This is a genomic window from Terrihalobacillus insolitus, assembly GCF_028416575.1.
GTDB classification, from domain to species: domain Bacteria; phylum Bacillota; class Bacilli; order Bacillales; family Amphibacillaceae; genus Terrihalobacillus; species Terrihalobacillus insolitus.
Genome location: NZ_JAMQKB010000003.1, coordinates 184,299 through 207,348 on the forward strand (window position 1 = coordinate 184,299; position 23,050 = coordinate 207,348).

At 37.8% G+C, this 23,050-nt stretch carries 19 protein-coding genes and 1 other annotated feature; of the genes, 6 read left to right on the top strand and 13 right to left on the bottom strand.

Annotated elements, in window-relative coordinates; all coding sequences use genetic code 11:
* Positions 1-46: 46 nt before the first annotated feature.
* The 7 genes from NC797_RS05770 to refZ all read right to left on the bottom strand — a co-directional run bounded on the left by NC797_RS05770 (position 47) and on the right by refZ (position 8,007).
* Positions 47-1,645, bottom strand: a complete 1,599-nt coding sequence (locus tag NC797_RS05770; RefSeq protein WP_272435807.1) for an amidohydrolase — start codon at positions 1,643-1,645, stop codon at positions 47-49.
* A gap of 361 nt (positions 1,646-2,006) precedes the next feature.
* On the bottom strand, positions 2,007-2,201 hold the full coding sequence (locus NC797_RS05775; RefSeq protein ID WP_272435808.1) for an alpha/beta-type small acid-soluble spore protein: 195 nt from the start codon (positions 2,199-2,201) through the stop codon (positions 2,007-2,009).
* Between the two features lie 117 nt (positions 2,202-2,318).
* Positions 2,319-3,521 carry a tRNA uracil 4-sulfurtransferase ThiI gene (gene thiI, locus NC797_RS05780; protein ID WP_272435809.1) on the bottom strand — a complete coding sequence of 401 codons (1,203 nt, stop codon included), beginning with the start codon at positions 3,519-3,521 and terminating at the stop codon, positions 2,319-2,321.
* Between the two features lie 14 nt (positions 3,522-3,535).
* Entirely contained in the window at positions 3,536-4,666 is a 1,131-nt protein-coding gene (locus tag NC797_RS05785) for a cysteine desulfurase family protein (protein ID WP_272435810.1), read from the bottom strand.
* Positions 4,667-4,834: 168 nt separating this feature from the next.
* Positions 4,835-5,146 carry a hypothetical protein gene (locus tag NC797_RS05790; RefSeq protein ID WP_272435812.1) on the bottom strand — a complete coding sequence of 104 codons (312 nt, stop codon included), beginning with the start codon at positions 5,144-5,146 and terminating at the stop codon, positions 4,835-4,837.
* Positions 5,147-5,160: 14 nt separating this feature from the next.
* Complete coding sequence (gene ezrA / locus NC797_RS05795) at positions 5,161-6,852, bottom strand: septation ring formation regulator EzrA (protein ID WP_272435814.1); 1,692 nt, start codon at positions 6,850-6,852, stop codon at positions 5,161-5,163.
* Between the two features lie 519 nt (positions 6,853-7,371).
* Positions 7,372-8,007, bottom strand: a complete 636-nt coding sequence (gene refZ, locus NC797_RS05800) for a forespore capture DNA-binding protein RefZ (RefSeq protein WP_272435816.1) — start codon at positions 8,005-8,007, stop codon at positions 7,372-7,374.
* Positions 8,008-8,120: 113 nt separating this feature from the next.
* Here refZ and NC797_RS05805 point away from each other — a divergent pair, with 113 nt between their 5' ends.
* Positions 8,121-8,621, top strand: coding sequence for a GAF domain-containing protein (locus tag NC797_RS05805; RefSeq protein WP_272435817.1), 501 nt, complete (start codon positions 8,121-8,123; stop codon positions 8,619-8,621).
* Positions 8,622-8,635: 14 nt separating this feature from the next.
* On the opposite strand, the gene NC797_RS05810 is transcribed toward NC797_RS05805, so the two are convergent.
* Complete coding sequence (locus NC797_RS05810; RefSeq protein ID WP_272435818.1) at positions 8,636-10,075, bottom strand: sensor domain-containing diguanylate cyclase; 1,440 nt, start codon at positions 10,073-10,075, stop codon at positions 8,636-8,638.
* Positions 10,076-10,442: 367 nt separating this feature from the next.
* Here NC797_RS05810 and rpsD point away from each other — a divergent pair, with 367 nt between their 5' ends.
* Complete coding sequence (rpsD, locus tag NC797_RS05815) at positions 10,443-11,045, top strand: 30S ribosomal protein S4 (RefSeq protein WP_272435819.1); 603 nt, start codon at positions 10,443-10,445, stop codon at positions 11,043-11,045.
* A 60-nt stretch (positions 11,046-11,105) separates the two neighbouring features.
* On the opposite strand, the gene tyrS is transcribed toward rpsD, so the two are convergent.
* Positions 11,106-12,374 (bottom strand): tyrosine--tRNA ligase, encoded by a 1,269-nt coding sequence (gene tyrS / locus NC797_RS05820; protein ID WP_272435821.1) that lies wholly within the window; start codon positions 12,372-12,374, stop codon positions 11,106-11,108.
* A 66-nt stretch (positions 12,375-12,440) separates the two neighbouring features.
* Positions 12,441-12,651, bottom strand: a binding site (T-box leader).
* A gap of 147 nt (positions 12,652-12,798) precedes the next feature.
* On the opposite strand from tyrS, the gene NC797_RS05825 reads away from it, so the two are divergent.
* The 4 genes from NC797_RS05825 (at position 12,799) to NC797_RS05840 (ending at position 18,471) form a co-directional block, all read left to right on the top strand.
* Complete coding sequence (locus NC797_RS05825; RefSeq protein WP_272435822.1) at positions 12,799-15,795, top strand: transglycosylase domain-containing protein; 2,997 nt, start codon at positions 12,799-12,801, stop codon at positions 15,793-15,795.
* A 203-nt stretch (positions 15,796-15,998) separates the two neighbouring features.
* Complete coding sequence (locus NC797_RS05830; protein ID WP_272435823.1) at positions 15,999-16,652, top strand: GNAT family N-acetyltransferase; 654 nt, start codon at positions 15,999-16,001, stop codon at positions 16,650-16,652.
* Positions 16,653-16,655: 3 nt separating this feature from the next.
* Complete coding sequence (locus NC797_RS05835; protein ID WP_272435824.1) at positions 16,656-17,306, top strand: acetoin utilization AcuB family protein; 651 nt, start codon at positions 16,656-16,658, stop codon at positions 17,304-17,306.
* Positions 17,299-18,471, top strand: coding sequence for an acetoin utilization protein AcuC (locus NC797_RS05840; protein ID WP_272435825.1), 1,173 nt, complete (start codon positions 17,299-17,301; stop codon positions 18,469-18,471). Before NC797_RS05835 ends, NC797_RS05840 begins: the two co-directional genes overlap by 8 nt.
* A gap of 69 nt (positions 18,472-18,540) precedes the next feature.
* Here the strand turns inward: NC797_RS05840 and motS are convergent, their stop codons facing one another.
* From motS to NC797_RS05860, 4 genes are all read right to left on the bottom strand, one after another.
* The gene (gene motS, locus NC797_RS05845) at positions 18,541-19,320 is read right to left on the bottom strand and encodes a flagellar motor protein MotS (RefSeq protein WP_272435826.1); all 780 of its coding nucleotides are present in this window, start codon (positions 19,318-19,320) and stop codon (positions 18,541-18,543) included.
* Positions 19,310-20,137, bottom strand: a complete 828-nt coding sequence (gene motP / locus NC797_RS05850) for a flagellar motor protein MotP (protein WP_272435827.1) — start codon at positions 20,135-20,137, stop codon at positions 19,310-19,312. The genes motS and motP overlap by 11 nt, the downstream gene beginning before the upstream one ends.
* A 50-nt stretch (positions 20,138-20,187) precedes the next feature.
* Positions 20,188-21,186, bottom strand: coding sequence for a catabolite control protein A (gene ccpA, locus NC797_RS05855; RefSeq protein ID WP_272435828.1), 999 nt, complete (start codon positions 21,184-21,186; stop codon positions 20,188-20,190).
* Between the two features lie 259 nt (positions 21,187-21,445).
* The gene (locus NC797_RS05860; RefSeq protein WP_272435829.1) at positions 21,446-22,522 is read right to left on the bottom strand and encodes a bifunctional 3-deoxy-7-phosphoheptulonate synthase/chorismate mutase; all 1,077 of its coding nucleotides are present in this window, start codon (positions 22,520-22,522) and stop codon (positions 21,446-21,448) included.
* Positions 22,523-23,050: the final 528 nt, after the last annotated feature.

Sequence of the window (23,050 nt, forward strand, 5' to 3'; positions counted from 1 at the left end):
AGTAACAATGCCCTCTTTCGCAAAAAAGAGGGCATTGTTTTTAAATTCATACTCTATTGCTGTATACAATTTCACCATCAACAATTGTAAATATTACATTGGCCTTCTGTACCTCTTCTGGAGCTAGTGTCATAATGTCTCGATCGAAAACAGTGAAATCTGCTGTATAATCAGGTGCAATTTTCCCTCTTCTCTCTTCCTGATTAATGGCGTACGCACTACCAGTAGTGTAAAGAGAAATCGCCTCAAAATTTGTGAGCTGCTCATCTTGTTGATAGATTTTCCCATCCCAGTTTGATCTTCGTAGCATTGCAGCTTGTACACCGATTAACGGATCCACAATTTCGATTGGTGCGTCTGAACCACCTGCACATCGTATTCCGCGGGCTAGAAATGTTTTCCACGGATAAGCGTTTTTCGCACGCGTTTCTCCGATTCTTTCCATGACCCAAGGGAAATCGGAAGCAACAAAAGTTGGCTGAATATCAAGCACAACTGGAATTTCTTCTAACAGCTCCAGTACTTCATCATTAATAATTTGCGCATGAATAATCCGATCTCGTTTCCCATTGGTTAAAGGGTATTTTTTTAGGATGGAAGCAATAACCGAAACTGCTTTGTCACCAATAGCATGCACAGCTACTGGTAAGTCATGTTTTCTTGCCTTTTTGACGAGTGCTTCTAATTCTTCAATCGGGTGAATAGCCATCCCCACATTACCAGACTCATCGTCATAAGACTCCATTAGCCATGCTGTTCTTCCACCTAAAGCCCCATCCGCAAAAATTTTTACTGCTCCTAATTCTACATAATCTGTTTCCAATGATGTTTTAGAAGTTTCCTGAATCCGATCATCCAGTACACCATGATGTACAAGTAAATGGGCCTTAAATTTACGATTTACACCATCAATCGCATTTGTGAACGCACGAAAGGTTTTCAAAAACCCCCCATAGTAATTCAAATCCTCGGTATGGCCACCTACTAATCCATATTTCAACAAATCGTCTACCGATTTTTCTACAAGCCTTGTTAAAGAAGCTTCTGATAAGGATGGGATGGCGTCTTTTATTAACTCCTGAGCTGTATCCAAAAAATACCCAGTAGGATTGCCTTCATCGTCTCGGACAATAACTCCACCTTGTGGATTCGTTGATTGATTCGTTACCCCAGATTCGTTCATCGCTTTCGTATTTGCCAATATCGCGTGGCGACATATTCTAGTGAGAACCATTGGATGATTCGGACAAATTTCATCAAGTTCTTCTAGGGTAAAAATCGAATAATCCTGATCCCAACCGTTTTCATTCCATCCTTCTCCAATTAGCCAATCCCCCTCCTCCAAAGATTCTATTCTTGCCTTTAAAGCAGAGGATATTTGTTGTTTTGACCTCATTTTGGATAAATCTAGATGAACCAAACGCTCGCCATGACCAATAATATGTAAATGACTATCCACAAAACCTGGAAACATTGTTGCACCGTCTAAATGATGTTTCACCTCTATGTTATCCGCATATTTATCGATTAATTCTTCACATTGCCCAGTTTCTTTAATGAAGCCATCTTCAACATAAATAGCCTCGACAAAATCATTTTCAGCTAGCATTGTATAGATTTTCCCACCATACCACAGCATACCCATATCTATTACTCCTTTTTGTAAAAATAATCATAGTGAAATAATAACACAAATCCCTCTAATATAGCTTGCGATTTCTCCTAAAAGTGCGTGTTCAAAAAGTCGCCGAATTAGAAGCAAGCAGGTCGAGGCGGCGTAGTTTTGAGGAGCGCAGTGTAGACATAAACCTACATGAGCACAAGGAATGCTTCCCCGATTATACATCGCACGAAGGAAAAGCGGGCTTCTTTTCCAAGGACCGGAAAAACAAGCCAACGAAGAGATGCGCAGCTTATCATTTGGTGACTTTTTGAACATCCTCTAAAAAAGAAAGAAAGGATAGCCGTAGCTACCCTTTCTAATTTATGCCATCAATATGATTTTGTTAGCCTCTCATTTGTTGTTGAGCGATTGATACGAGACGCTTTGTGATTTCTCCACCAACAGAACCGTTAGCACGAGAAGTAGTATCAGCGCCAAGATTTACACCAAATTCTTGAGCAATTTCAGTTTTCATTTGATCTAAAGCTTGCTCTACACCAGGAACTAGGATTTGGTTACTATTATTGTTGCTTGCCATGACTGTCTCACCTCCTTCGCATTACTATATTGTGCGTTTTAGGAGGAATCATGCATGATGAGCCACTGGTAGTTCTTGCAAGCTTAACCAGTTCCAAAAGAGTGCAAAGTTATAAAATTAAAGTAACTCCTCAAAGTGGTTATTTTGATTAGAATGACTCGTTATTTCAACTGTTTCAATATTTTCGATTGTCTTCTGCAATTCTTGTTCAACATCTAAAAACTTCTCTAATTGAATAACTTTTGCTTTTTTCGGTTTTGTTTTTGGTGCATTTGGAACAAAAACGGTGCAACAATCCTCATACGGACGGATGGAAATATCGTATGTCTGAATATGTTTCGACAATGAAATAATATCATCTTTATCCATAGCAACTAATGGCCTCAACACAGGATAGTTGGTTACCTCATTGATAGCATTCATACTTTCCATCGTTTGGCTTGCGACTTGCCCTAAGCTTTCTCCTGTTGTTAATGAAAGAATGCCTTCTTTTTCAGCTACCATTTGACTAATTCTAAGCATCATTCTTCGCATAACGGTCATAGAATATCCATGAGGAACTTCACGATGAATGATCTGTTGTAGCATTGTAAAAGGAACAATATGGACACGAATCGAGTGACCATATCCAGTTAATTTTTTAGCAAGATCCAAAACCTTTTGCTTTGCTCTTTCACTCGTGTACGGTGGTGAGTGAAAATGGATGGCTTCGATTCGAACCCCTCTTTTCATTGTCAAATAACCAGCAACAGGGCTATCGATCCCACCAGATAAGAGCAACAGTGTTTTTCCAGAAGAACCAACTGGTAGCCCTCCCATTCCTTGTACCCTTTTAGAAGTAATGTAGGTGGCATCTGTTCGTATTTCAACAGTTAATTCTATATCTGGTTGATGCACGTCCACCTTATAGTTCGTTGTATTGGATAGTAAATGACCACCAAGTACCTGATTCATGTCTTGAGACCCGATCGGAAACGTTTTATTGCTACGCTTTGTTGTTATTTTAAATGTTTTCGCATTTTCTGCTTGATTTAAGGCTTCTAAAGCACCAGCTTTTATCTCTTCTACCTCATTTTCAACCTTCATTGCCAAACTAATACTTTGAATTCCAAATATATACTTGCATTTTTCAATAATGTCCTGTGGATCCGTTCCATTTAACAGGACAAACATTCGATCGTGTGTTTGTTTTACTTTTATATCACGATACTCTTTTAATGCTCGTTTCACATTTTCATGAAGTTGATTGATGAATACTTTTCTATTTTTCCCTTTTAAAGATATCTCACCATATCGAATTAAAATATGATTGGATTGCATAATTATCTACCCCATTATTTTAATACACTATTTATGACATCATGAAAAGCTTCACAAAATGTGATCATTTCATCGATGCTGTTTTCATAAGTAAGGCTAATCCGTAATGCTGATGAACTTCTATCAAATCCAAAGCCACACGCTGTTAAAATTGCGCTCTCGTCTGCATCTTTGGACGAGCAGGCAGACTTAGTCGAAATATAGAAACCTTTTTCTTCAAGAGCATGAATTAGAACCTCTGGTTTATAACCAAGGGCAGAGAAGTTAAGAATATGTGGTGCACCATTTACTGGTGAGTTGATCACCACTTCCTCCCCTGCTTCCAAGCAGTTTCGAAGCTTATCATTTAAAGTCTTTAGCTTCATCTTATTGCTAATTTGTGCTTCCTTGATTAAACGTAAAGCTTTTACAAATGAAACCGCGCCAGCTAAGTTTTCTGTGCCTGATCGAAAACCCCGTTCCTGCCCACCTCCGTGAAAAAGTGGGAATAGCGTAGTCGCTCGTTTTACATATAATAATCCAGTACCCTTCAAACCATGTATTTTATGCCCTGAAACCGTACAAAGATCTATTTTACTCTTTTTAAAATCAAGATCCACTTTTCCGAGGCCTTGTACATGATCAACATGAAAAAACAGCTTCGGATATTTCGCGGCAATGTCACCTATTTCCTCTATAGGTTGAACAGAGCCAAGTTCGTTATTCACATGCATGATGCTAATCAAAATGGTCTCATCCGTTATTGCGTTTTCGACATCCTCTACCGTTACACAGCCCATGTTATTTACTGGTAAGTACGTTATCTTAAAACCCAATGTTTCTAATGCCTTGCAGGCATCCAAAACAGACGGATGTTCAATCTGAGTTGTGATAATGTGTTTGCCTCGATTTTGGTGGGCAAATGCAATCCCTTTTATAGCCATATTATTTCCTTCAGTTCCACCTGAAGTGAATATAATTTCTTCAGGTGACACATCTAGAAGTGTTGCAGCTTGCTCCCTTGCCTTACGCAACAGCGCCTCTGCGTCTGTACCAAATTGATGAACGGAGGATGGATTTCCATAAAATCGTTCAGACACTTTTTGAAAGCTTTCGATCACTTCTGTAAATGGTTTTGTTGTTGCACTATTGTCTAAATAGATCACTTTTCCACCTCCTCATCAGACTTTGCAAGCATTAATGTTACCATACTTTCAAGCTTCTTAATAGTAGTTAGCTACTGAAAAATACCTTTGATTCATATTAGATTGCAATAATATATGCAACAAAATCCCCTGCTACTATAGCAAGGGATTTTAAAATGCGTGTTCAAGCTAGTCTAAGTTTAACTTGGCAATCAACGTATCAACGGAAATAATGTTATCTCCCTCTATTTCCTCTAACCAATCTCGAGTGATCTCCATGTTATTGGAATAATCAGCAGTTGCATCACTTTCTACACTGTTAAAAGTCTCTACCCTTTCCGTAAACTCATTAAACTTATTAGGGTAATTTGTTACCGATCGCTGAACCGTTGTGTGATTCGCAGTTTGCAGAGTTTTTTCATCACCTAAGTATAACCAAATCACAGTAAACCACACGGATATAGCAGCCATACTTAGAAAAAGTAGCCCAACTTTAAACATATGCTATCACACCTTTAACTCGGGATCTCGGCATGCTCTTCTAATCGCTTTATAGCACCAGGGTCCACTGCCTCTAGTGCCTTCATTGACTGTTCAAGAGCGTTTTCGTACTCGAAATTTCGGAACATAGCTTCCGCTTCCGCCAATTTTGATGAAAGCAAAGGATATTGGCTGCGATAACGGTTAGCATATTGTATAACCACTTCTACTAAGTTGGCTTGATCAAGTAAAAGTTCCGTTTGATCAATCGTTGTTTGTACTGCTTTCTCCGCTTCCTTTAAAGCCTGTTGTACCTCGCCCATATCTAATGGCTGTTTTTGAAGCTTTTCAATACATGCTTCACTTTTCTCCATTGCTGTTTCTATTAATTCCCATATGTACGATGGTACACCTGGAATGTTACTCTTTTGGAGCTTACGGTTCGTTTGGTATAGCTTTCTCCTCATATCCGTTATTTTTTCCTTTGCCTGAAGCTCGTCTTTACGCAATGTTCGAATATGTTCTTTAAACTGTTTATGTCTTATTTCTAAATCTTCAAGCTCTTGAAATCCTGTTTCAAGCTTCTCCCTTAAGTCGATATGTGTCATTTTGTCATTACCTAATTCGTTTTCTAATTCGGCAAATTGGTTTCGAAGTTGACTCATCCACTTCTCAAGATTTAAATGGGTTTCCAAATCGGCATCTTCAAAATAATAGGCTTTCTGCAACGTTTCTACTTCTGATGTTGTTTCATCAAAGGATTCTGATGATTCTGTAATAAGTTCACGATACTGTTTAATATGATTTTCAATGTATTTTTTGGCAACGGCTTCTTTTTCTAATAGCTGGTACATTTCTTTTAAGCGCTCATCTATTTCGGGAATGACTTGCTGCGCTTGTTCCAGTTCTCCTTTGTCCAATTCAGACAAGCAAATAAGCAGCCGTTCCTGAAACCTATGTAATTCTTTTTCGAATCCAAGATGTTCAATACGGTACCCTGATTCTTTCATATCCTTTATACCTGACAAAAGGTCATCAATTTGGCTAGGGAGCTCTTGTTTCACTTTCTTGTACATTGTAGGAAACTCTTGGATTTGAATCTCAAGCAAATAAAGGCTGTTTTTCAACTCTTCCACAACAATACGGGCATCGGAATAATTACCAGAGTCGATCATTTGGTAAGCATTTGCTAGCCCTTCTTCTAATTCATCAATCTCCACTTCAAATCGAATTTCAGCTTTTCCATAACTGTGGCGATTCTGTAATAGTTCTTTTCGTAAGGCTTTTAAATTCGGACGTAGTTCCTCCATTTCCTCACGACTATTTTTTTCTGAATCAAGCAAATCTTCTAGTTCAGAAAGCACCTGTTCGATATCTGTTTCGATTGTTTTTAACGTTTCTTTAACCGATCGAATATTCTTTTTGGCTGAACGAAACCGATATCGGTCAGCTGACTCTTCAGCGTCAAATAAGTATTCTTCTATATCAGGAAGTTCTCTTGTCAAAATAAAATCCCAGCGTTCCTTCCAAGACTCAAACTTCTCTTGGGTTTCTCCAGATAAGTTAAGATCCTTTATCCGAGAAAGTTCAGCTGTCACATTGCGATTCATAATGTCCATTTTCCAGCTTTCCATTCGATCCACTTCGTCATAAACCTTTTTCCTTAAAATTAGTCCCAAAATAATGAAAGCAATTAATATTAATATCATTCCAATAATGTATGCCATGTTCAAGCCTCCTGCCTATTACTAGTTCATAAGGAGAAATGAGAAGTGACTTTAATGCCCCGATAAGATCTAGCAAATTAGTAGCCATTCATTTTTCCGTGTTTTTTCGTATCATTTTATTATTCATATGATACCATGTTCACACCATATTTGGCTAAATTTTTTCAAATTTATCGCTGACATGACATTTTTTTCTGTTTTTTGCTCTTGTATTTTATTTTTTTGGTGCATTCAAACGGAAAGCTTCCTCCATGTATTTTGTCATTACAGAGGTTGTTCAAAAGGTCACCAAATGATAAGCGGCGCATCTCTTCGTTGGCTTGTTTTTCCGTTACTCACGTATTAAAAGCATATCCTTAGAAAAAGAAGAACACTTTTTCTTCGTGCGAGGTAATGCTTTCGAAGCAACAAGCTTTCGCTCCGTTACTCAAAACAGCGCCGCCTCGACCTGCTTGCTTCTAATTCGGTGACTTTTTGAACACGCACTTACAGCAAAAAAAAACAGACCCTAGTTACGTATTAAGATAACTCTGATCTGCTTTTTTCTTTTTCTACACTTGTTACAAATTCGATCCATTTGAAAATAGAGGTTGTATATTTTGTTATAAACAAATCATTTGACCGACTCCATTTCACCTTATTATGCCATTCGTTGGGTGCCATATATGGCGTATTCAGTAATCCTTTTAACTGGAGAAGATAAAACTGACGGTCAGTTTTATTGTAATGAGTCTCTTCAAGTACTTTTTCAAATAACCCACTAAGTATATAGTGCTCCTTGGCAAGATAAGTGACCATCATCTCCCTAACGAACACAGAATCTAATGTTAATTCACGCTGAATGAAACAAGTAAATTGATGGCGTTCTTGTTTATATTGTATAATGATAGCAATTACTCGTTTTAATTGTTCAAAAGAGGATAGATTCTCGGATTGAATCATTTCTTCTTCTATTTTTTTTAAGTATTCTTCATAGTAATGCACAACAGCAGATTCCAGTAAACCTTGTTTACTTTGAAAATAATAGTTGATTAAAGAAACGTTTACTGTAGCCTTTTTGGCTATTTCCCGTACAGATGTACCATGATAACCTTTTGAGTAAAACAGTCTACAGGCAGCATCCATCACTTTACGTTTTGTTTCATTATTTTTCATAAGAATTCACCTCACTTTATGTTTTACGACATAAATGTAAGGAGTCCTTCATTTTTCGCTCGTCAAATTCCGCGTCAGCAATGTCGAATTTATTTTAATAGGAGGGGATTTCGTTGTTTAAAGTCGAACATTATTCTGGTAATAAAGCAAAAGATTATGAGTTGATGCTAAAGCAACTTGAAGCATTAGTACAAGGGGAGCAAGACATAATTGCAAATTTGTCGAATGCGTCTGCACTTCTCAATCAATTTTTAAATGACGTAAACTGGGTTGGTTTTTATTTGTGGAAAGAAAAGGATCAAGAACTCGTACTTGGCCCTTTCCAAGGACTCCCAGCTTGTATCCGGATTAAATCTGGTAAAGGCGTATGTGGAGCAGCCATTAAAGAAGGGAAGACACAACGAGTAGAGGATGTTAATAAATTCCCAGGACATATTGCATGTGATGCGGCGAGTCAATCCGAAATTGTCGTTCCTCTTTTTGTGAACGACACATTGTTCGGAGTACTCGATATTGATAGTCCGATCACGAATCGTTTTGATGATGTCGATCAAGTGTATATCGAGAAATTTGCAGAAACATTACAACAACACTTACTTTTAAAAACCGAGTAGTGACTACTCGGTTTTTATTTGTACCTTTCTTTGACGACACAATTTTTGCCCATCTTCTTAGCCTCATACAATGCAACATCAGCCCGATCGAACACACTTTTAGGCTGATCATAGTGTTGGCTGTTCCAATACGAAACGCCACAAGAAATAGTAACTGCAGGTTCAGTGAATGCTTCCACTTGACGAACTAATTGGAGAGCCATTTCCATGCCATCACTAATTGTTCCATTTGGCAAATAAACAGCTAATTCCTCGCCTCCCCATCTAGCCGCAAAATCTTCTTTTCCTATATGGCTTTTAATAATATTGGCAACCTGTACAATTAGAAAATCCCCAGTATCATGTCCATATGTGTCATTGATGATCTTAAAATCATCAATGTCAATAAGAATAAACGTTCCTTGCACATCTGCTTTCATGTGTTCATGAAGTTTTTCATCTAAATATTTCCTTGAATATAGCTTTGTCAAATAGTCTGTTATAACCAATTGTTCCAGCTTTTCTCTGAGCATTGAGTTAACAAACGCTAAGGTAGAATGATGTACTAACGTTTGAAATAGCTTGAAAGATTCAAAAGAAAAAGCATATGCATCCGTATGCAATAGGACGATCGCGCCAATAAGATCGTCGGATTGTGTCATGGGCGCGGCAATAACGGAGCGATAGGATATAGCAATTTCGGGATTACTTGTTAAAAAGTCACCTATGAATAAAGCCTCTTCCGTTTCTAGCACTTCTTGTATATGTGCTATGAATGAGCTTGCTTCTTTTAACAAAAAATAGTCTGTGCTTCCATCTAAAATTTGATACTCGTTTGCTTCTGTTTCTTTAAAAAGGATAAATCCAACTTGGTCTGCATCAAATGATTCCTTCAGTTGTTTATTCATAAATGCTGTTGTTTCGGATAATCTTAAATTGGTGTTTAATGTGCGCGACGTTTTGTTAACAAACATTAAATCATCTATTAAACGCTTAGAATGTTGGTGCAGACTAGCGTTCTCTATGGCTGTTCCTGCTAAATTGGACACTGCTGTAATGAAATAAATATCCTCTTTTGGGAAAATAGGTTTATTTATTGAAATAACCTGTAGGACTCCGTATGTACCTTGTTTTCCGATCATAGGAACAAAGATTTGACCTGAAACACTTGATCCTGATGTCTCAGCATCATCGATTTGAATCTTTCCAGTCTTATAGGCCATAGTGCTTAGACGGCTTTCTGATTCTTCCGTGTATACTAGTTCCTTTAAAGGAAGCGAATGACATTGTTCGTAAATCTGTGTTAAAAATAAATGATGTAAAAAGGCAGGATAGGATTCTTCTACTGCTTCTGAGATAGCCTTTAACACATGCTCTATTTCAATCGAAGAAAAAATCTTTTGCGAAATTTCAAATAATAATTTATAGTTTCCATTGTTTTGTTGATTCAACTCACAATCATGGTCGCTTGTCATGATCATCTCACCTATCATTCCAAATAAATCTTTACTAGTTATTATATACTATATGTCGCCTATTTCCTACATTATAATATGATTCGTTTCAAAACAAGAAGGAATTGACAACAAAATGAGTTGACTTCTATCCATAGAAAACTTATAATGGTCTTTGTGTAAAATAAAAGGTAGCCTTTGTGATCCTCCGACTGTTTCATTTTGTTCCTAGTAACGGATAGCATTTGACCTATATCTTATGTTCTAGGTGTATCGTGTAACTCTCTGCTGCTGGAGCGATGGTACATGAAAACAAAATGAGCTGCGATCAGGGAACACACTCTGTCTTATTTTATGCTAATCTAATAAAAAAAGGAGGAAATGTCCTATGTCTCGCTATACAGGATCTGTATGGAAAAAGTCTCGTCGACTTGGCATTTCTTTAAGTGGAACTGGTAAGGAACTAGATAAACGCCCTTACCCACCTGGACAACACGGTCCAAATCAACGTAGAAAGCAATCAGAATACGGATTGCAACAACAAGAAAAGCAAAAGCTACGCTTCATGTACGGAATAAACGAACGTCAATTCCGTAATCTGTTTGATATCGCTGGTAAAATGAAAGGGATTCATGGTGAGAACTTTATGATTTTACTAGAATCTCGCTTGGATAACCTTGTTTACCGATTAGGTCTTGCACGTACACGCAGACAAGCTAGACAATTGGTTAACCATGGTCACGTTACAGTTGATGGCAGTCGCGTTGACATTCCATCTTACCGAGTAAAACCTGGTCAAGTTATTGGTTTACGCGAAAAATCACAAAACCTTAACATTGTAAAAGAATCAATTGAAGTAAATAATTTCGTACCAGAATATCTTACGTTTGATGAAGATAAGCAAGAAGGCACGTACAACCGTTACCCTGAACGCTCTGAACTGCCTGCTGAAATTAACGAAGCACTAATCGTAGAATTCTACTCTCGTTAATTTTCAATTGAAAAAAAGCACTGCAATATTATGCAGTGCTTTTTTTATATAGTTTCATATTTACTCAAATCGGAGAAGAAAATACTTCTTTTTTCCTCTTCTTATAATCGTAAATTGGTTGTCAATTCGATCTGCTGCACTTACTGCATAAGAGACGTCCGTTTTTCTTTCACCATTTATATAGATGGCACCATTTTGGATATCTTCACGCGCCTGTCTTTTAGAAGAGGTTATTTTTGCTTCAACAAGTAATTCCACAAGCTTCATCTCCTCTTTTGACACGATATGTGAAGGTACATCTTTAAACCCTTGCTCGACTTCTTGTGCAGTTAATTCCTTCACATCACCACTAAAAAGCGCTCTTGTAATTCTTTGTGCTTGTTTTAGTGATTCTTCCCCGTGAACCATCTTCGTCATTTCTTCTGCCAATCGGGTTTGAGCTGTACGTTTTTCAGGTGAAATTTCTACCTCTTTTACTAGCTCCTCTATTTCTTCCAATTCTAAGAAAGTAAAGTACTGGATAAATTTAATAACATCACGATCGTCCGTGTTTATCCAAAATTGATAAAACTCATATGGGGACGTTTTTTCTGGATCAAGCCATACTGCTCCTCCAGCGGTTTTTCCGAATTTAGTACCATCGGCTTTTGTTATTAATGGAACTGTAAGCCCGAATGCCTTGCCTTCTTTTTCTCCACCCTTTGTCCGACGAATCAACTCTAAACCCGCTGTAATATTTCCCCACTGATCACTACCACCAATTTGCAGTGTACAGTTTTCTTTCTCATACAAGTTTAAAAAGTCGACTGATTGAAGAATCATATAACTAAATTCGGTAAACGAAATTCCATTCTCGATTCTAGATTCAACAGATTCTTTCGCAAGCATATAATTAACACCAAAGTACTTCCCGGTATCTCTTAGAAATTCAATAATAGTCATATTTGATAACCACTCATAGTTATCTCTAGCAATTGCTGCGTTTTCACCATCGTCAAAATTTAAAAGTTTTGCAAGCTGTTGCTTAATCTTTTCACTGTATCCTTGAACCACTTCCAAATCGTTTAAAGAACGTTCAGTAGATCGACCACTTGGATCTCCAATTAAACCAGTTCCCCCTCCAATCAATGCGATTGGCCGATGCCCTGCCCGTTGAAACCTTTTCAAAATCAAAATTTGAACCAAATTCCCGATATGAAGACTATCTGCTGTTGGATCAAACCCACAGTATAAGGTAACAACATTTTCTTCTAAATGTTTTGTTAAACCTTCATCATCGGTTGTTTGACTAACTAACCCTCTTTGTTTTAAATCCTCTAAAATGTTCACATTATGTCACTCCGATCCTATAATTCAATTCAGTTTTCTTAAAGCACAAAAAAACCTCATCCCTAAAAAAGGGACGAGGTGCGCTCGCGGTACCACCCTTGTTGCAATCCTAACAATTGCCACTTGAGTTTATAACGGTAAAATGACCGACTCTCACCAAAAGATAAGAGTAGCTTCAGAGTGTACTTCGCAACTAATTTTGCACTGACTCGCACCTACCGTCAGCTCTCTTTGTGCAGGGAATTACGCTGCTACTATATTCCTTCAACGCTTTTTTTCAATATTTTCAAATTAAGATAAAAAACACAATGTATTTCTAATGATACTATTAATAGCATATCTCATTATAAATTGCAATACTTTCTTCACTCCCGCAATTTGACGGATTGTGCTATAATGAAGATTGAAATTAGGGGGGTTAGCTGTGAATTACAAGGAAATGTTCGACAAATATATCACGAAACTAAAAGAATTATGGGATAAAGGGATGATTCAGAAAGGATCCCGGATTACCTATGATGTTATTTGGAATATTTTGTTATTTTTTATTGTCATTGGAGTGATCGGTCTTTTTTTTGCGGGTGGAGTAGGTGCAGGCTATTTTGCCTCTCTTGTAAAGGATGAGCCGATACGACCTGTAGCAGATATGCAAAAAGATATCTATAACTATGAAGAAACATCTGAGCTCTTTTTTGCAAATGGGATTTCTTTCGGCAATGTTCAATCCGATTTGTTTAGAGAAGAAGTTACATTGGATCAAGTATCAAAACAAGCGATTGATGCGGTTATTGCTACGGAAGATCGTAATTTCTACAAGCATAATGGTGTTGTTCCTAAAGCTATTTTACGTGCAGTAGTCCAAGAAGCAACAAATGCCGACATTAAAACGGGTGGAAGTACATTGACCCAACAGCTTATTAAAAATCAAATATTAACAAATGAAGTTTCTTTTGAAAGAAAAGCAAAAGAAATTCTATTAGCACTTCGACTTGAGCAATCCTTTAACAAAGATCAAATATTAGAAGCATACTTAAATGTTGTTCCCTTTGGAAGAAATGCATCCGGTCAAAACATTGCTGGTATTCAAACTGCAGCAAAAGGTATCTTCGATGTCAATGCGAATGAGTTAAATCTAGCACAATCGGCATTCATAGCCGGATTGCCACAAAGCCCATATTACTATACCCCCTTCACAAACAATGGCGAACTAAAGAGTGCAGAGGGCTTAGAACCAGGCTTGGATAGAATGAAGCTCGTACTACAAAGAATGTTAGAGGAAGAGTCTATAAGCCAGAAGGAATACAACCAGGCACTTGACTTTGATATCGTTGCTTCATTTACAGATCGCAAACCAACTCCACTCGACAAGTATCCTTATTTAACAAATGAAGTGGAACAAAGAGCAAAGGAAATTTTAGCCTATATTCTTGCTGAAAAAGATAATTATACAAAAGAGGATCTCAACACAAATGATAAATTGAAAGAAGAATATATGATTCTAGCAGATCGAGATCTGCGTCAAAGTGGGTATAAAATTCAAACGACTGTTGATAAAGAAATCTATGACGTTTTTCAAGAAGTAGCTAAAAACTATGACAATTACGGCCCAGATAAAAAACAAACATTTACGAATCAAGATACGGGTGAATCATGGAGTGTGATGGAACCTGTTCAAACTGGCGCAATCCTAATTGAAAATAAAACAGGTAAAATTATTAGCTTTGTTGGTGGACGTGGATTTAGTCTCGATTCGCAGTTGAACCATGCGATGGATGCACCACGACCAAATGGAAGTACAATGAAACCTATTTTAGACTATGGCCCTGCAATGGAAGCAGGAGTTATTCAACCTGGCTCCATTATTGTTGATATGCAAAATTATAAAAACTACCCGTCCATACCTAAAGGATGGCCTGATAACTACACAGGAAGATTTCACGGTCTTGTATCAGCAAGAACTGCTCTTGCCAAATCATACAACGTTCCAGCAGTAAAAATTTATAGTCAAATCATCCAAAATGATCCTGTCACCAATTATCTTCAGAAAATGGGGATCACTTCTCTAGTAGAAGAAGACCATCAGATACTTGCTGCTGGGATCGGATCCACAAAATACGGAATATCTGTTGAAGAAAATGTCAATGCTTTTGCGACGTTTGGGAACGGCGGGAAATTTGCCGACGCCTATATCATTGATAAAATTGAAACAGTGGATGGGGAAACCATTTATGAAAATAAAAGTGAATCGGTGGAAGTTTTTACCCCGCAAACGAATTACTTGACCCTTGATCTTATGCGGGAAGTATTAAGAAGTGGTACGGCTGCATCTGTTCCGTCCCAGCTTACAAATAGAAATGTAGATTGGGCAGGTAAAACCGGAACATCTGAAAACTGGGAAGATGCGTGGTTTGTCGCTACGAATCCAAATGTAACGTTTGGAACATGGATTGGTTATGATACACCGAAAAATTTAAAGTGTAGCGGCTGTACTAGCTATAGTTCTCGGAACACCACACTTTGGGCAAAACTGATTAATGCTGCAACAGAAGTTGACCCAGAACTAATGGCACCTTCTGAAAGATTCAAACGTCCAGGTGGAATTGTGTCCCGCTCTTATTGTATAACTTCTGGTTTGATTCCATCAGACTTATGCAGAGAGCTTGGTCTAGTCGATACGGATCTATTTAATGCAAAATATGTTCCGACCAAGGTAGACGACAGCCTGATTAAAGGAGAGTATGTCATGGTCGGCGACAAAGCATATGTTGCAGGATCGAAAACACCGAAAGAATTCACACAAACCGATGGGGTTGCATTTAATCCTGAATTCTTGAAACGAATGGGTTTAGAGGATATAAAAGACATCTCTGAGATTATTCCAAACAGTAATAGCGGTGTCTGGAAGGATGTTAAACTGCCGAGTACAGATGAAGTTAAAAATGATGGTAAAAATCCGTCTGTACCAACAAGCCTAAAGAAGACTGGAAGCGAGCTAACATGGAAAGCTCCTAGTAATAATGATGTAGTTGGATATCGTATTTTCAAGGCGGACAAACCAGATGCAGCATTCAAACTAATTGGAAATACAACCGACACAAACTACACGGTTGGAGACGGGAAAGCCATCTACCATGTAAAAGCAGTTGATTACTTTGGTTCTTCCTCAGCTGCATCGAATGCAGTTCAAGTCGGTGATTTCACGCCAGAACCTGAAGAACCTGATAAACCCGATGATGATAAACCTGATGATAAGCCTGATGATAAGCCTGATGATAAGCCTGATGATAAGCCTGATGATCCTAAAGAGCCTGATCAGCCTGATAAGCCCGCAACAAACGATTCTGAGCAACCGACAGATGGTGGTGGAACGGATGATGGCACTGTGGTTCCAACTCCTGAAGACGAACAACCAACTGAATAGTAACTAATTCAAATAAAATGTCACCTTTGGAAAACATAGAGTGGCATTTTATTTTGGATATAATTAAGCAGTTGTGTCGGTTCGCAACATTTCGATCCTTATCATTCACGTTGTTTAACAACAGATCACAAATTCCTGTATAATGAAGTTTAGATATCTTTGTAGAGGATGTACAATAGCACTATTAGATAGGTGGTGTTTCAGTGGAACACAAAAAAGAATATCATGCTGTCCTGAAAGACACAGAAATGGGTGCAGTAGTAGTGGAAGGCCCTGTACCAACTACTGAATTAAAGAAATATCACCTTCACGAAGGGCTGGATGCATTTCGCCCAGCACCAAAGCAATTTCAAGCATTACTAGAAATTGCTGATTTTGAAGAAGGTCGTTTAATTATTGCTCGAAATAACAACACCATCGTCGGATATGTGACATATCTTTATCCCGATCCTTTAGAACGTTGGTCGGTGTTTCAAATGGAGGATCTCATTGAACTTGGAGCGATTGAAGTCGCCCCAGAATTCCGTGGAGCCAAACTCGCCTCTTCTCTACTAAAACTCTCGATGATGGATGAAATGATGGAGAACTATATCATCATTTCAACCGAGTACTACTGGCATTGGGATCTTAAAGGAACACAATTAAGTGTTTGGGACTATCGAAAAGTAATGGAAAAAATGATGTTTGCTGGCGGGTTAACACCTTCCCCAACAGATGACCCTGAAATTGTATCCCATCCTGCCAACTGTTTAATGGTCAAAGTGGGGAAAAATGTACCTGAATCCTCCATTAAACAATTTGATCGTTTGCGATTTTTACAAAGGGAAAAATATCGTTCCATGAAGAAGGAGGAATAGAAAATGCTGGTAGAAGAAATCATGAAATCGGAGGTTACCACGTTACCTCCAACCGCACCAATTGAAGATGCATTACGTCTATTAAATCAACATCATATCCGCCATATCCCAATTGTTGACCAATCCTACAAAGTGATTGGCATTGTGTCGGATCGCGATGTACGTGATGCTAGCCCTTCCATATTTGATACTAAATCAAAATCAGAGGCATTAAAACACGAGATTCAAACAATAATGAGCAGTCCTGTCGTAACTGTTCACCCACTTGATTTTGTTGAGGAAATTGCTTCCATCTTTTATGAAGAAGAATTTGCTTGTTTACCAGTTGTTAGAAATGAAAAACTAATTGGGATTGTTACGGAAAAAGATATGCTATATACGATGATTCAACTAACTGGCACAAATGTTCAAGGTTCGCAAATCGAAATTAAAGTACCCAACAAAGCTGGAACACTTCCGGCTGTTGCAAACGTAGTCGGGAAACGTAAAGTAAATATTTCATCCGTTCTTATATACCCATACAATGATGATTCAGATTACAAAATACTCGTATTTCGAATACAAACAATGAATCCACTACCCATTATTGAAGATTTAAAACGTGCACACTATGAGGTTTTGTCGCCCAATCAAATGAGGTTTCATAATGAGTGAACATTCGGCATTTATTTTCTCAAAAGACTATGAAACATATCACTTTCATGAAGATCATCCCTTTAACCAAAAAAGGGTTGCATTGACAAAGGAATTATTAGAGGCAGAAAATCGTTTAGTACCTGAACAGATTATTGCTCCGAGACATGCAACTGACGAGGAATTAGCACTCATTCATGATAGGCAATACATTCAGGCCATCAAAAAAGCTAGTCGTGGCGAGCTAACAGCAGAGGAAGGATTGGAATTCGGGATTGGAACCGAAGACACCCCTATGTTCGAAAACATGCACGAATCCTCTTCCCTGCTTGTAGGAGGAACATTAACAGCAGTTGATGCTGTCCTTAAAAACTCCTTTACACATGCATTAAACCTTGGAGGTGGTCTGCACCATGGATTTAAACGAAAAGCTTCTGGTTTTTGTATCTACAACGATGGGGCAGTGGCAATTAAGTACATAAGAGAAAAGTACGATTTAAAGGTCTTGTATGTCGATACAGATGCCCATCATGGTGATGGCGTACAATGGGCTTTTTACGATGATCCAAACGTCTGCACGCTTTCGATTCATGAAACGGGTAGATATCTCTTTCCTGGGACAGGTAATGTCAATGAACGTGGGCTAAAGAAGGGGTTTGGTTACTCGTTTAATGTACCAATTGATGCCTTTACAGAGGATGAATCTTTTTTACATGTTTATGAGTCCGCTTTCAAAGAAATATGCCACTATTTCAAGCCAGATGTTATTATCACACAAAATGGAGCTGATGCTCATGCATATGATCCTTTGACCCATTTATGTGCAACAATGGAGATCTATGAAAAAATCCCTACCCTTGCTCATCAACTTGCACATACATATTGTGATGGAAAATGGATTGCATTAGGTGGTGGCGGCTATGATATTTGGCGTGTTGTGCCACGGGCATGGTCTCAAATATGGGGTGTCATGACATCTGGAAAGGCGTTCGATGGTGACTTACCGAAACGATGGATTACAAAATGGGGGAAACTTGCTCCTGTTTCCTTACCAACAACATGGGGTGATGACAAGCGTATTTACTCTCCTATACCGAGAAAACAAGAAATAACAGAGAAAAACAGCAACACATTAAACAAAGCACTTCATTATATAAGAAATCAAAATAAATTCAGTAACGTGTGATGAAAAAAGCGATTCTGACTCCTGTACTATAAAAAAACTCCCCCGATCCATTCATGCATTAGGGGAGTTTTATTGCTCTTTTTCCAGTATAACAATTTCAACACGACGATTTTTATTCCAATTTTCTGGTGAAGTATTTGGAACAACGGGTCGGGTGTCCCCGTATCCAACAGCGATGAACCGATTTTCTTGTATTTCCTGTTGGTCAATTACATATCGAATGACACTACTTGCCCGAGCTGCAGAAAGCTCCCAGTTAGATGGAAAACGATAATTCGAAATGGGACGATTATCGGTATGACCCTCAACCCTAACCTGATTTGGGATGTTACTAAGCAATGTACCTACTTTATCTAAAAAAGGTTTTCCTGCATCAATAATATTCGCTTCAGCCGATTCAAATAGCACCTGCTCTTGTAGGATTAAGACTACACCCTCTTCGGTATGATTTGCTGTAATCACATCATTTAAGTTCTGTTCATCTAAAAAAGATTGTACTGCATTTAACAAGCTATCTAATGATTCATCATTTTCACTTGATTCCTCAGGCTGCTGTATCGCTCCCTGATAACTTTCCTTAGGTAGATCAATATCGTTTGATCGTACTTCACTTTCGATTGGATCGGATGTTTCTGCAGGATTATCCATCGGAACAGGAGATGGATAAAATTCAAAGACCATTCGATTACGAAATGATTCAGCAATTGCTTCAAACTTCACTAAATCAATTTGAGACATGGAAAAAAGCAAAATAAAGAATACTAGAATAAGCGTCATCATGTCAGAATAGGTAACCATCCACCTAGGTGCGCCCTTGTCTGGCTTTTTTTGTTTACGCCTAAGCTTCATGAATGGTCTCCTCCACAAGTCCTTGTTCTTCACTTTTCTCTTCTTTCTCAAGTTTGTGATTATTTGATAAAAAGGCACTCAATTTTTCTTCTAATATTCTTGGATTTTGACCAGATTGAACCCCGATGACCCCTTCAATAACGATTTGCTTTAAAAAGATCTCTTCATCCGTTTTGTTTTCTAGTTTACCTGCCATAGGGATAAATACTAAATTAGATAAAACCGTGCCATAAAAAGTCGTTAATAATGCAACAGCCATGTTTGGTCCAAGTGTCGACGGGTCTTGAAGGTTATTAAGCATTAACACAAGACCAATCAATGTTCCAATCATTCCCCAAGCAGGTGCATATTCTCCTGCCTTCTCTATAATAGCTCTTCCTTTTTGATGACGTTCTTCCATTGCTATAATTTCTGCGCTCATGATGTCATTGATTACATCTGGTTCAATTCCATCTACTGCCAGCAATATCCCTTTTCGAATGAAAGGATCATTTACATCTTCTAATTCATTTTCTAGAGCTAACAATCCTTCTCGACGCGCTCGCTCTGATAACCGAACAAATAAACCGATTAAATCAGAGAGACTTTGCTCATTTTTAGAAAAAGCTTCCTTCATTACAACAGGTGTTAATTTTACTTGATCCAGATTAAAATTGATCAAAAGTGCTGCTGCCAATCCACCAATTACAATTAAAATGGAAGCGATTTGAAGGAAGGAAGCAAATCCACTCGTCCCACCACTGCTAATAATGCCAAACATAAGCATCACAAATCCTAATGTAATGCCGATTGGAGTTAAAAGGTCTCTCTTTCTCATAAACTCTCTCCTAACCGATTTTGAAAATAGGCTTATTATTTATATCGGCATTATTTGTCGATTGTTGAGTCTCTTTCGATAATTCGGTGAGGTAAAATTACATTTTGTTCAGAAACTTCTTCTTTTTTCATGAATTTTGTCAAAAGTCGCATGGCAACTGCACCAATGTCATACATTGGTTGAACAATCGTAGAGAGCGTTGGACGAACCATTGTCGCAAGTCGTGTATTATCAAAACCAAACACTTCAATATCATCTGGAACACGCATTCCTCTATCTTGAATGCCATGAATGACACCTAAAGCCATTTCATCTGAGGCTACAAAAATACCCGTAGGTGGTTGCTCTAATTCCAATAGCTGCTGGGCTGCTTCTATTCCAGAGTCGTACGAGTAATCCCCTTTCACAATAAATGCATGTTCAATGGACTGGTTATTTTCTTCTAATGAACGAATATATCCATTGTACTTTTGATTATTTATGTCTGTTTCATCCAACCCAGTAACAAAGGCAGGGTGATGCCCATGATCAATCAAAAGCTTTGCCGCCTCATATGCTGCTTGTTCATAATCAATGTTAACAGAAGGAATTGAATTTGTTTCATCAATGGTAGCCGCTAGTACAATAGGTGCCGGAGACCTTTTGAACTGCTCGATATGTTCCTCTGTTATTGTGCCACCCATGTATACAATACCATCCACCTGTTTTTCCAGCATTGTATTAATTAAATGTAATTCTTTATCTTTATTTTGATCAGAGTTACTCAGGATAATGTTATAATTATACATCGTTGCGATGTCTTCAATACCCCTTGCTAATTCTGCAAAAAAGATACTTGAGATATCTGGAATAATAGCACCAACAGTAGTCGTTTTTTTACTCGCAAGTCCTCGTGCAACAGCATTGGGGCGATATCCTAATCTCTCAATTGTATTTAATACCTTTTTTCTTGTTGTTGGTTTTACATTTGGATTGCCATTGACAACTCTTGATACGGTTGCCATGGATACATTTGCTTCTCTTGCCACGTCATATATTGTAATGTTCATTTCGATATTACCTCCTAAAGAATGAAAGATTTCGACCATCTTTTCATTTATCATACGATACAACGCATGCATCCGCAACGTTTCCAACTATTTTGACACGTTTTTTTCAAAATCAACCATGAAACTTTCTCGTTTTGTTCTTATTTCCGTCAAAAGATAGAAGCAAAGAGGCGATGAAATATACAATTTCCCATAAGAAAAACCCCTGTCAATGATATATGACAAGGGTTAGTAAATTACTGGGTTCCATTACTTCTTACTATGCACGAGTTAGTTCTTTTTTCGTTAACTCATACATGAATTGTTCAAACTGATCAAAGTCCATTTGCTGTGCTGAATCGGAGAGAGCTACTGCTGGATCTGGATGCACCTCTGCCATGACTCCGTCTGCGCCAATCGCAATGGCAGCTTTTGCTGCAGGAAGTAGTAAATCCTTACGTCCTGTTGAGTGCGTAACATCGACCATTACCGGTAAGTGTGTCTCTTGTTTGAGAATAGGTACAGCAGAAATGTCTAACGTGTTTCTTGTTGCTTTCTCATACGTGCGTATACCACGTTCACAAAGAATAATATTTCCATTTCCTCGTGAAATAATATATTCAGCTGCGTTGATAAATTCATCAATCGTTGCTGACAATCCTCTTTTTAGTAAAACTGGTTTGTTCACTTCTCCAGCAGCTTTTAGTAACTCAAAGTTCTGCATGTTACGTGCTCCAATTTGAATAACATCAATATAATCTACAGCTGTTTCAATATCCGCTGGGTTTACAATTTCACTAATTACAGCTAATTGATATTCATTTGCAACTCTTTTTAATATTTTTAATCCTTCAAGCCCTAAGCCTTGGAAATCATATGGTGAGGTACGTGGTTTAAAAGCACCTCCACGAAGTAATTTTAATCCTTTATTCTTAACTACTTCTGCAACCTTAGCCACTTGCTCGTAGCTTTCGACTGCACAAGGGCCCATAATAAAGTGCGTGTTTCCGTCCCCGATTTTTTCCCCATTTATTTCAACAATTGTATCTTCTTGCTTCTTTTTACGTGATACAAGTAAAGCCTTTCTGTGATCATCTTCCTGCAGCTCTAAACCAGCTTTGAATATTTGTTTAAATAGGTGTTCGATCGTAGAATTTTCAAAAGGGCCATCATTATGCTGTGTAATTAAATTTAGCATATCGCGTTCACGAACTGGATCAAAACGGCTTGTTCCTTGCTTATCTTTCAGTTGGCCAATTTCCTGAACAAGCTTTGCACGGTGATTAACCCTCTCTAATAATTCTAGGTTCACCTTATCCAATTCTTCACGCAGATTTTCTAGTTCATTGTTGCTCATAATTTCCGCCTCCTATTATTCATTGCATTCGATAACATGTTAGAATTTTAATAATTAGGATTCATTATAGCTAAAATTTGAATTCTTGTCACCACTTATACAGAAAATATTCTTACTCTTTAAAAATAGTTAATATATATTGTATTCCTCATCTTTATGTTTGTTCCATTATTGAACAAAATCGCTATCGCGATGGCTTTTAAACCCATCTTTCCCAAACATTTCAGCTAATTTAATATAGCAGCACACTCAAATATAAGGTATTGTTAATTTACCACAAAAAACAAACCAAAAAGTGAGGTGCTGCTACTTGTTTATCGTATCATGTCCTAATATAATTAACAATTTTTATTTTATTTCCTCAAGGTCGCCCCCTAAATAAAAGTACTGTACAAGCAACAGTGTTCAATTTTTGACAATACACTTTTATTTAGGAGGTCTACATCATGAGTTTTTTCGATACTAAACCTTATGTTAAGAAGTTTAATGACTTATTAGTGCTGCGTGATTTAACCCATAATACGGTCA

What these genes read in the sequence shown, in the direction of transcription:
- NC797_RS05770 (WP_272435807.1), bottom strand. Translation starts at nt 1,645, where the DNA reads ATGGGTATGCTGTGGTATGGTGGGAAAATCTATACAATGCTAGCTGAA.
- NC797_RS05775 (WP_272435808.1), bottom strand. Translation starts at nt 2,201, where the DNA reads ATGGCAAGCAACAATAATAGTAACCAAATCCTAGTTCCTGGTGTAGAG.
- thiI (WP_272435809.1), bottom strand. Translation starts at nt 3,521, where the DNA reads ATGCAATCCAATCATATTTTAATTCGATATGGTGAGATATCTTTAAAA.
- NC797_RS05790 (WP_272435812.1), bottom strand. Translation starts at nt 5,146, where the DNA reads ATGTTTAAAGTTGGGCTACTTTTTCTAAGTATGGCTGCTATATCCGTG.
- ezrA (WP_272435814.1), bottom strand. Translation starts at nt 6,852, where the DNA reads ATGGCATACATTATTGGAATGATATTAATATTAATTGCTTTCATTATT.
- refZ (WP_272435816.1), bottom strand. Translation starts at nt 8,007, where the DNA reads ATGAAAAATAATGAAACAAAACGTAAAGTGATGGATGCTGCCTGTAGA.
- NC797_RS05810 (WP_272435818.1), bottom strand. Translation starts at nt 10,075, where the DNA reads ATGACAAGCGACCATGATTGTGAGTTGAATCAACAAAACAATGGAAAC.
- rpsD (WP_272435819.1), top strand. Translation starts at nt 10,443, where the DNA reads ATGTCTCGCTATACAGGATCTGTATGGAAAAAGTCTCGTCGACTTGGC.
- NC797_RS05835 (WP_272435824.1), top strand. Translation starts at nt 16,656, where the DNA reads ATGCTGGTAGAAGAAATCATGAAATCGGAGGTTACCACGTTACCTCCA.
- NC797_RS05840 (WP_272435825.1), top strand. Translation starts at nt 17,299, where the DNA reads ATGAGTGAACATTCGGCATTTATTTTCTCAAAAGACTATGAAACATAT.
- motS (WP_272435826.1), bottom strand. Translation starts at nt 19,320, where the DNA reads ATGAAGCTTAGGCGTAAACAAAAAAAGCCAGACAAGGGCGCACCTAGG.
- motP (WP_272435827.1), bottom strand. Translation starts at nt 20,137, where the DNA reads ATGAGAAAGAGAGACCTTTTAACTCCAATCGGCATTACATTAGGATTT.
- ccpA (WP_272435828.1), bottom strand. Translation starts at nt 21,186, where the DNA reads ATGAACATTACAATATATGACGTGGCAAGAGAAGCAAATGTATCCATG.
- NC797_RS05860 (WP_272435829.1), bottom strand. Translation starts at nt 22,522, where the DNA reads ATGAGCAACAATGAACTAGAAAATCTGCGTGAAGAATTGGATAAGGTG.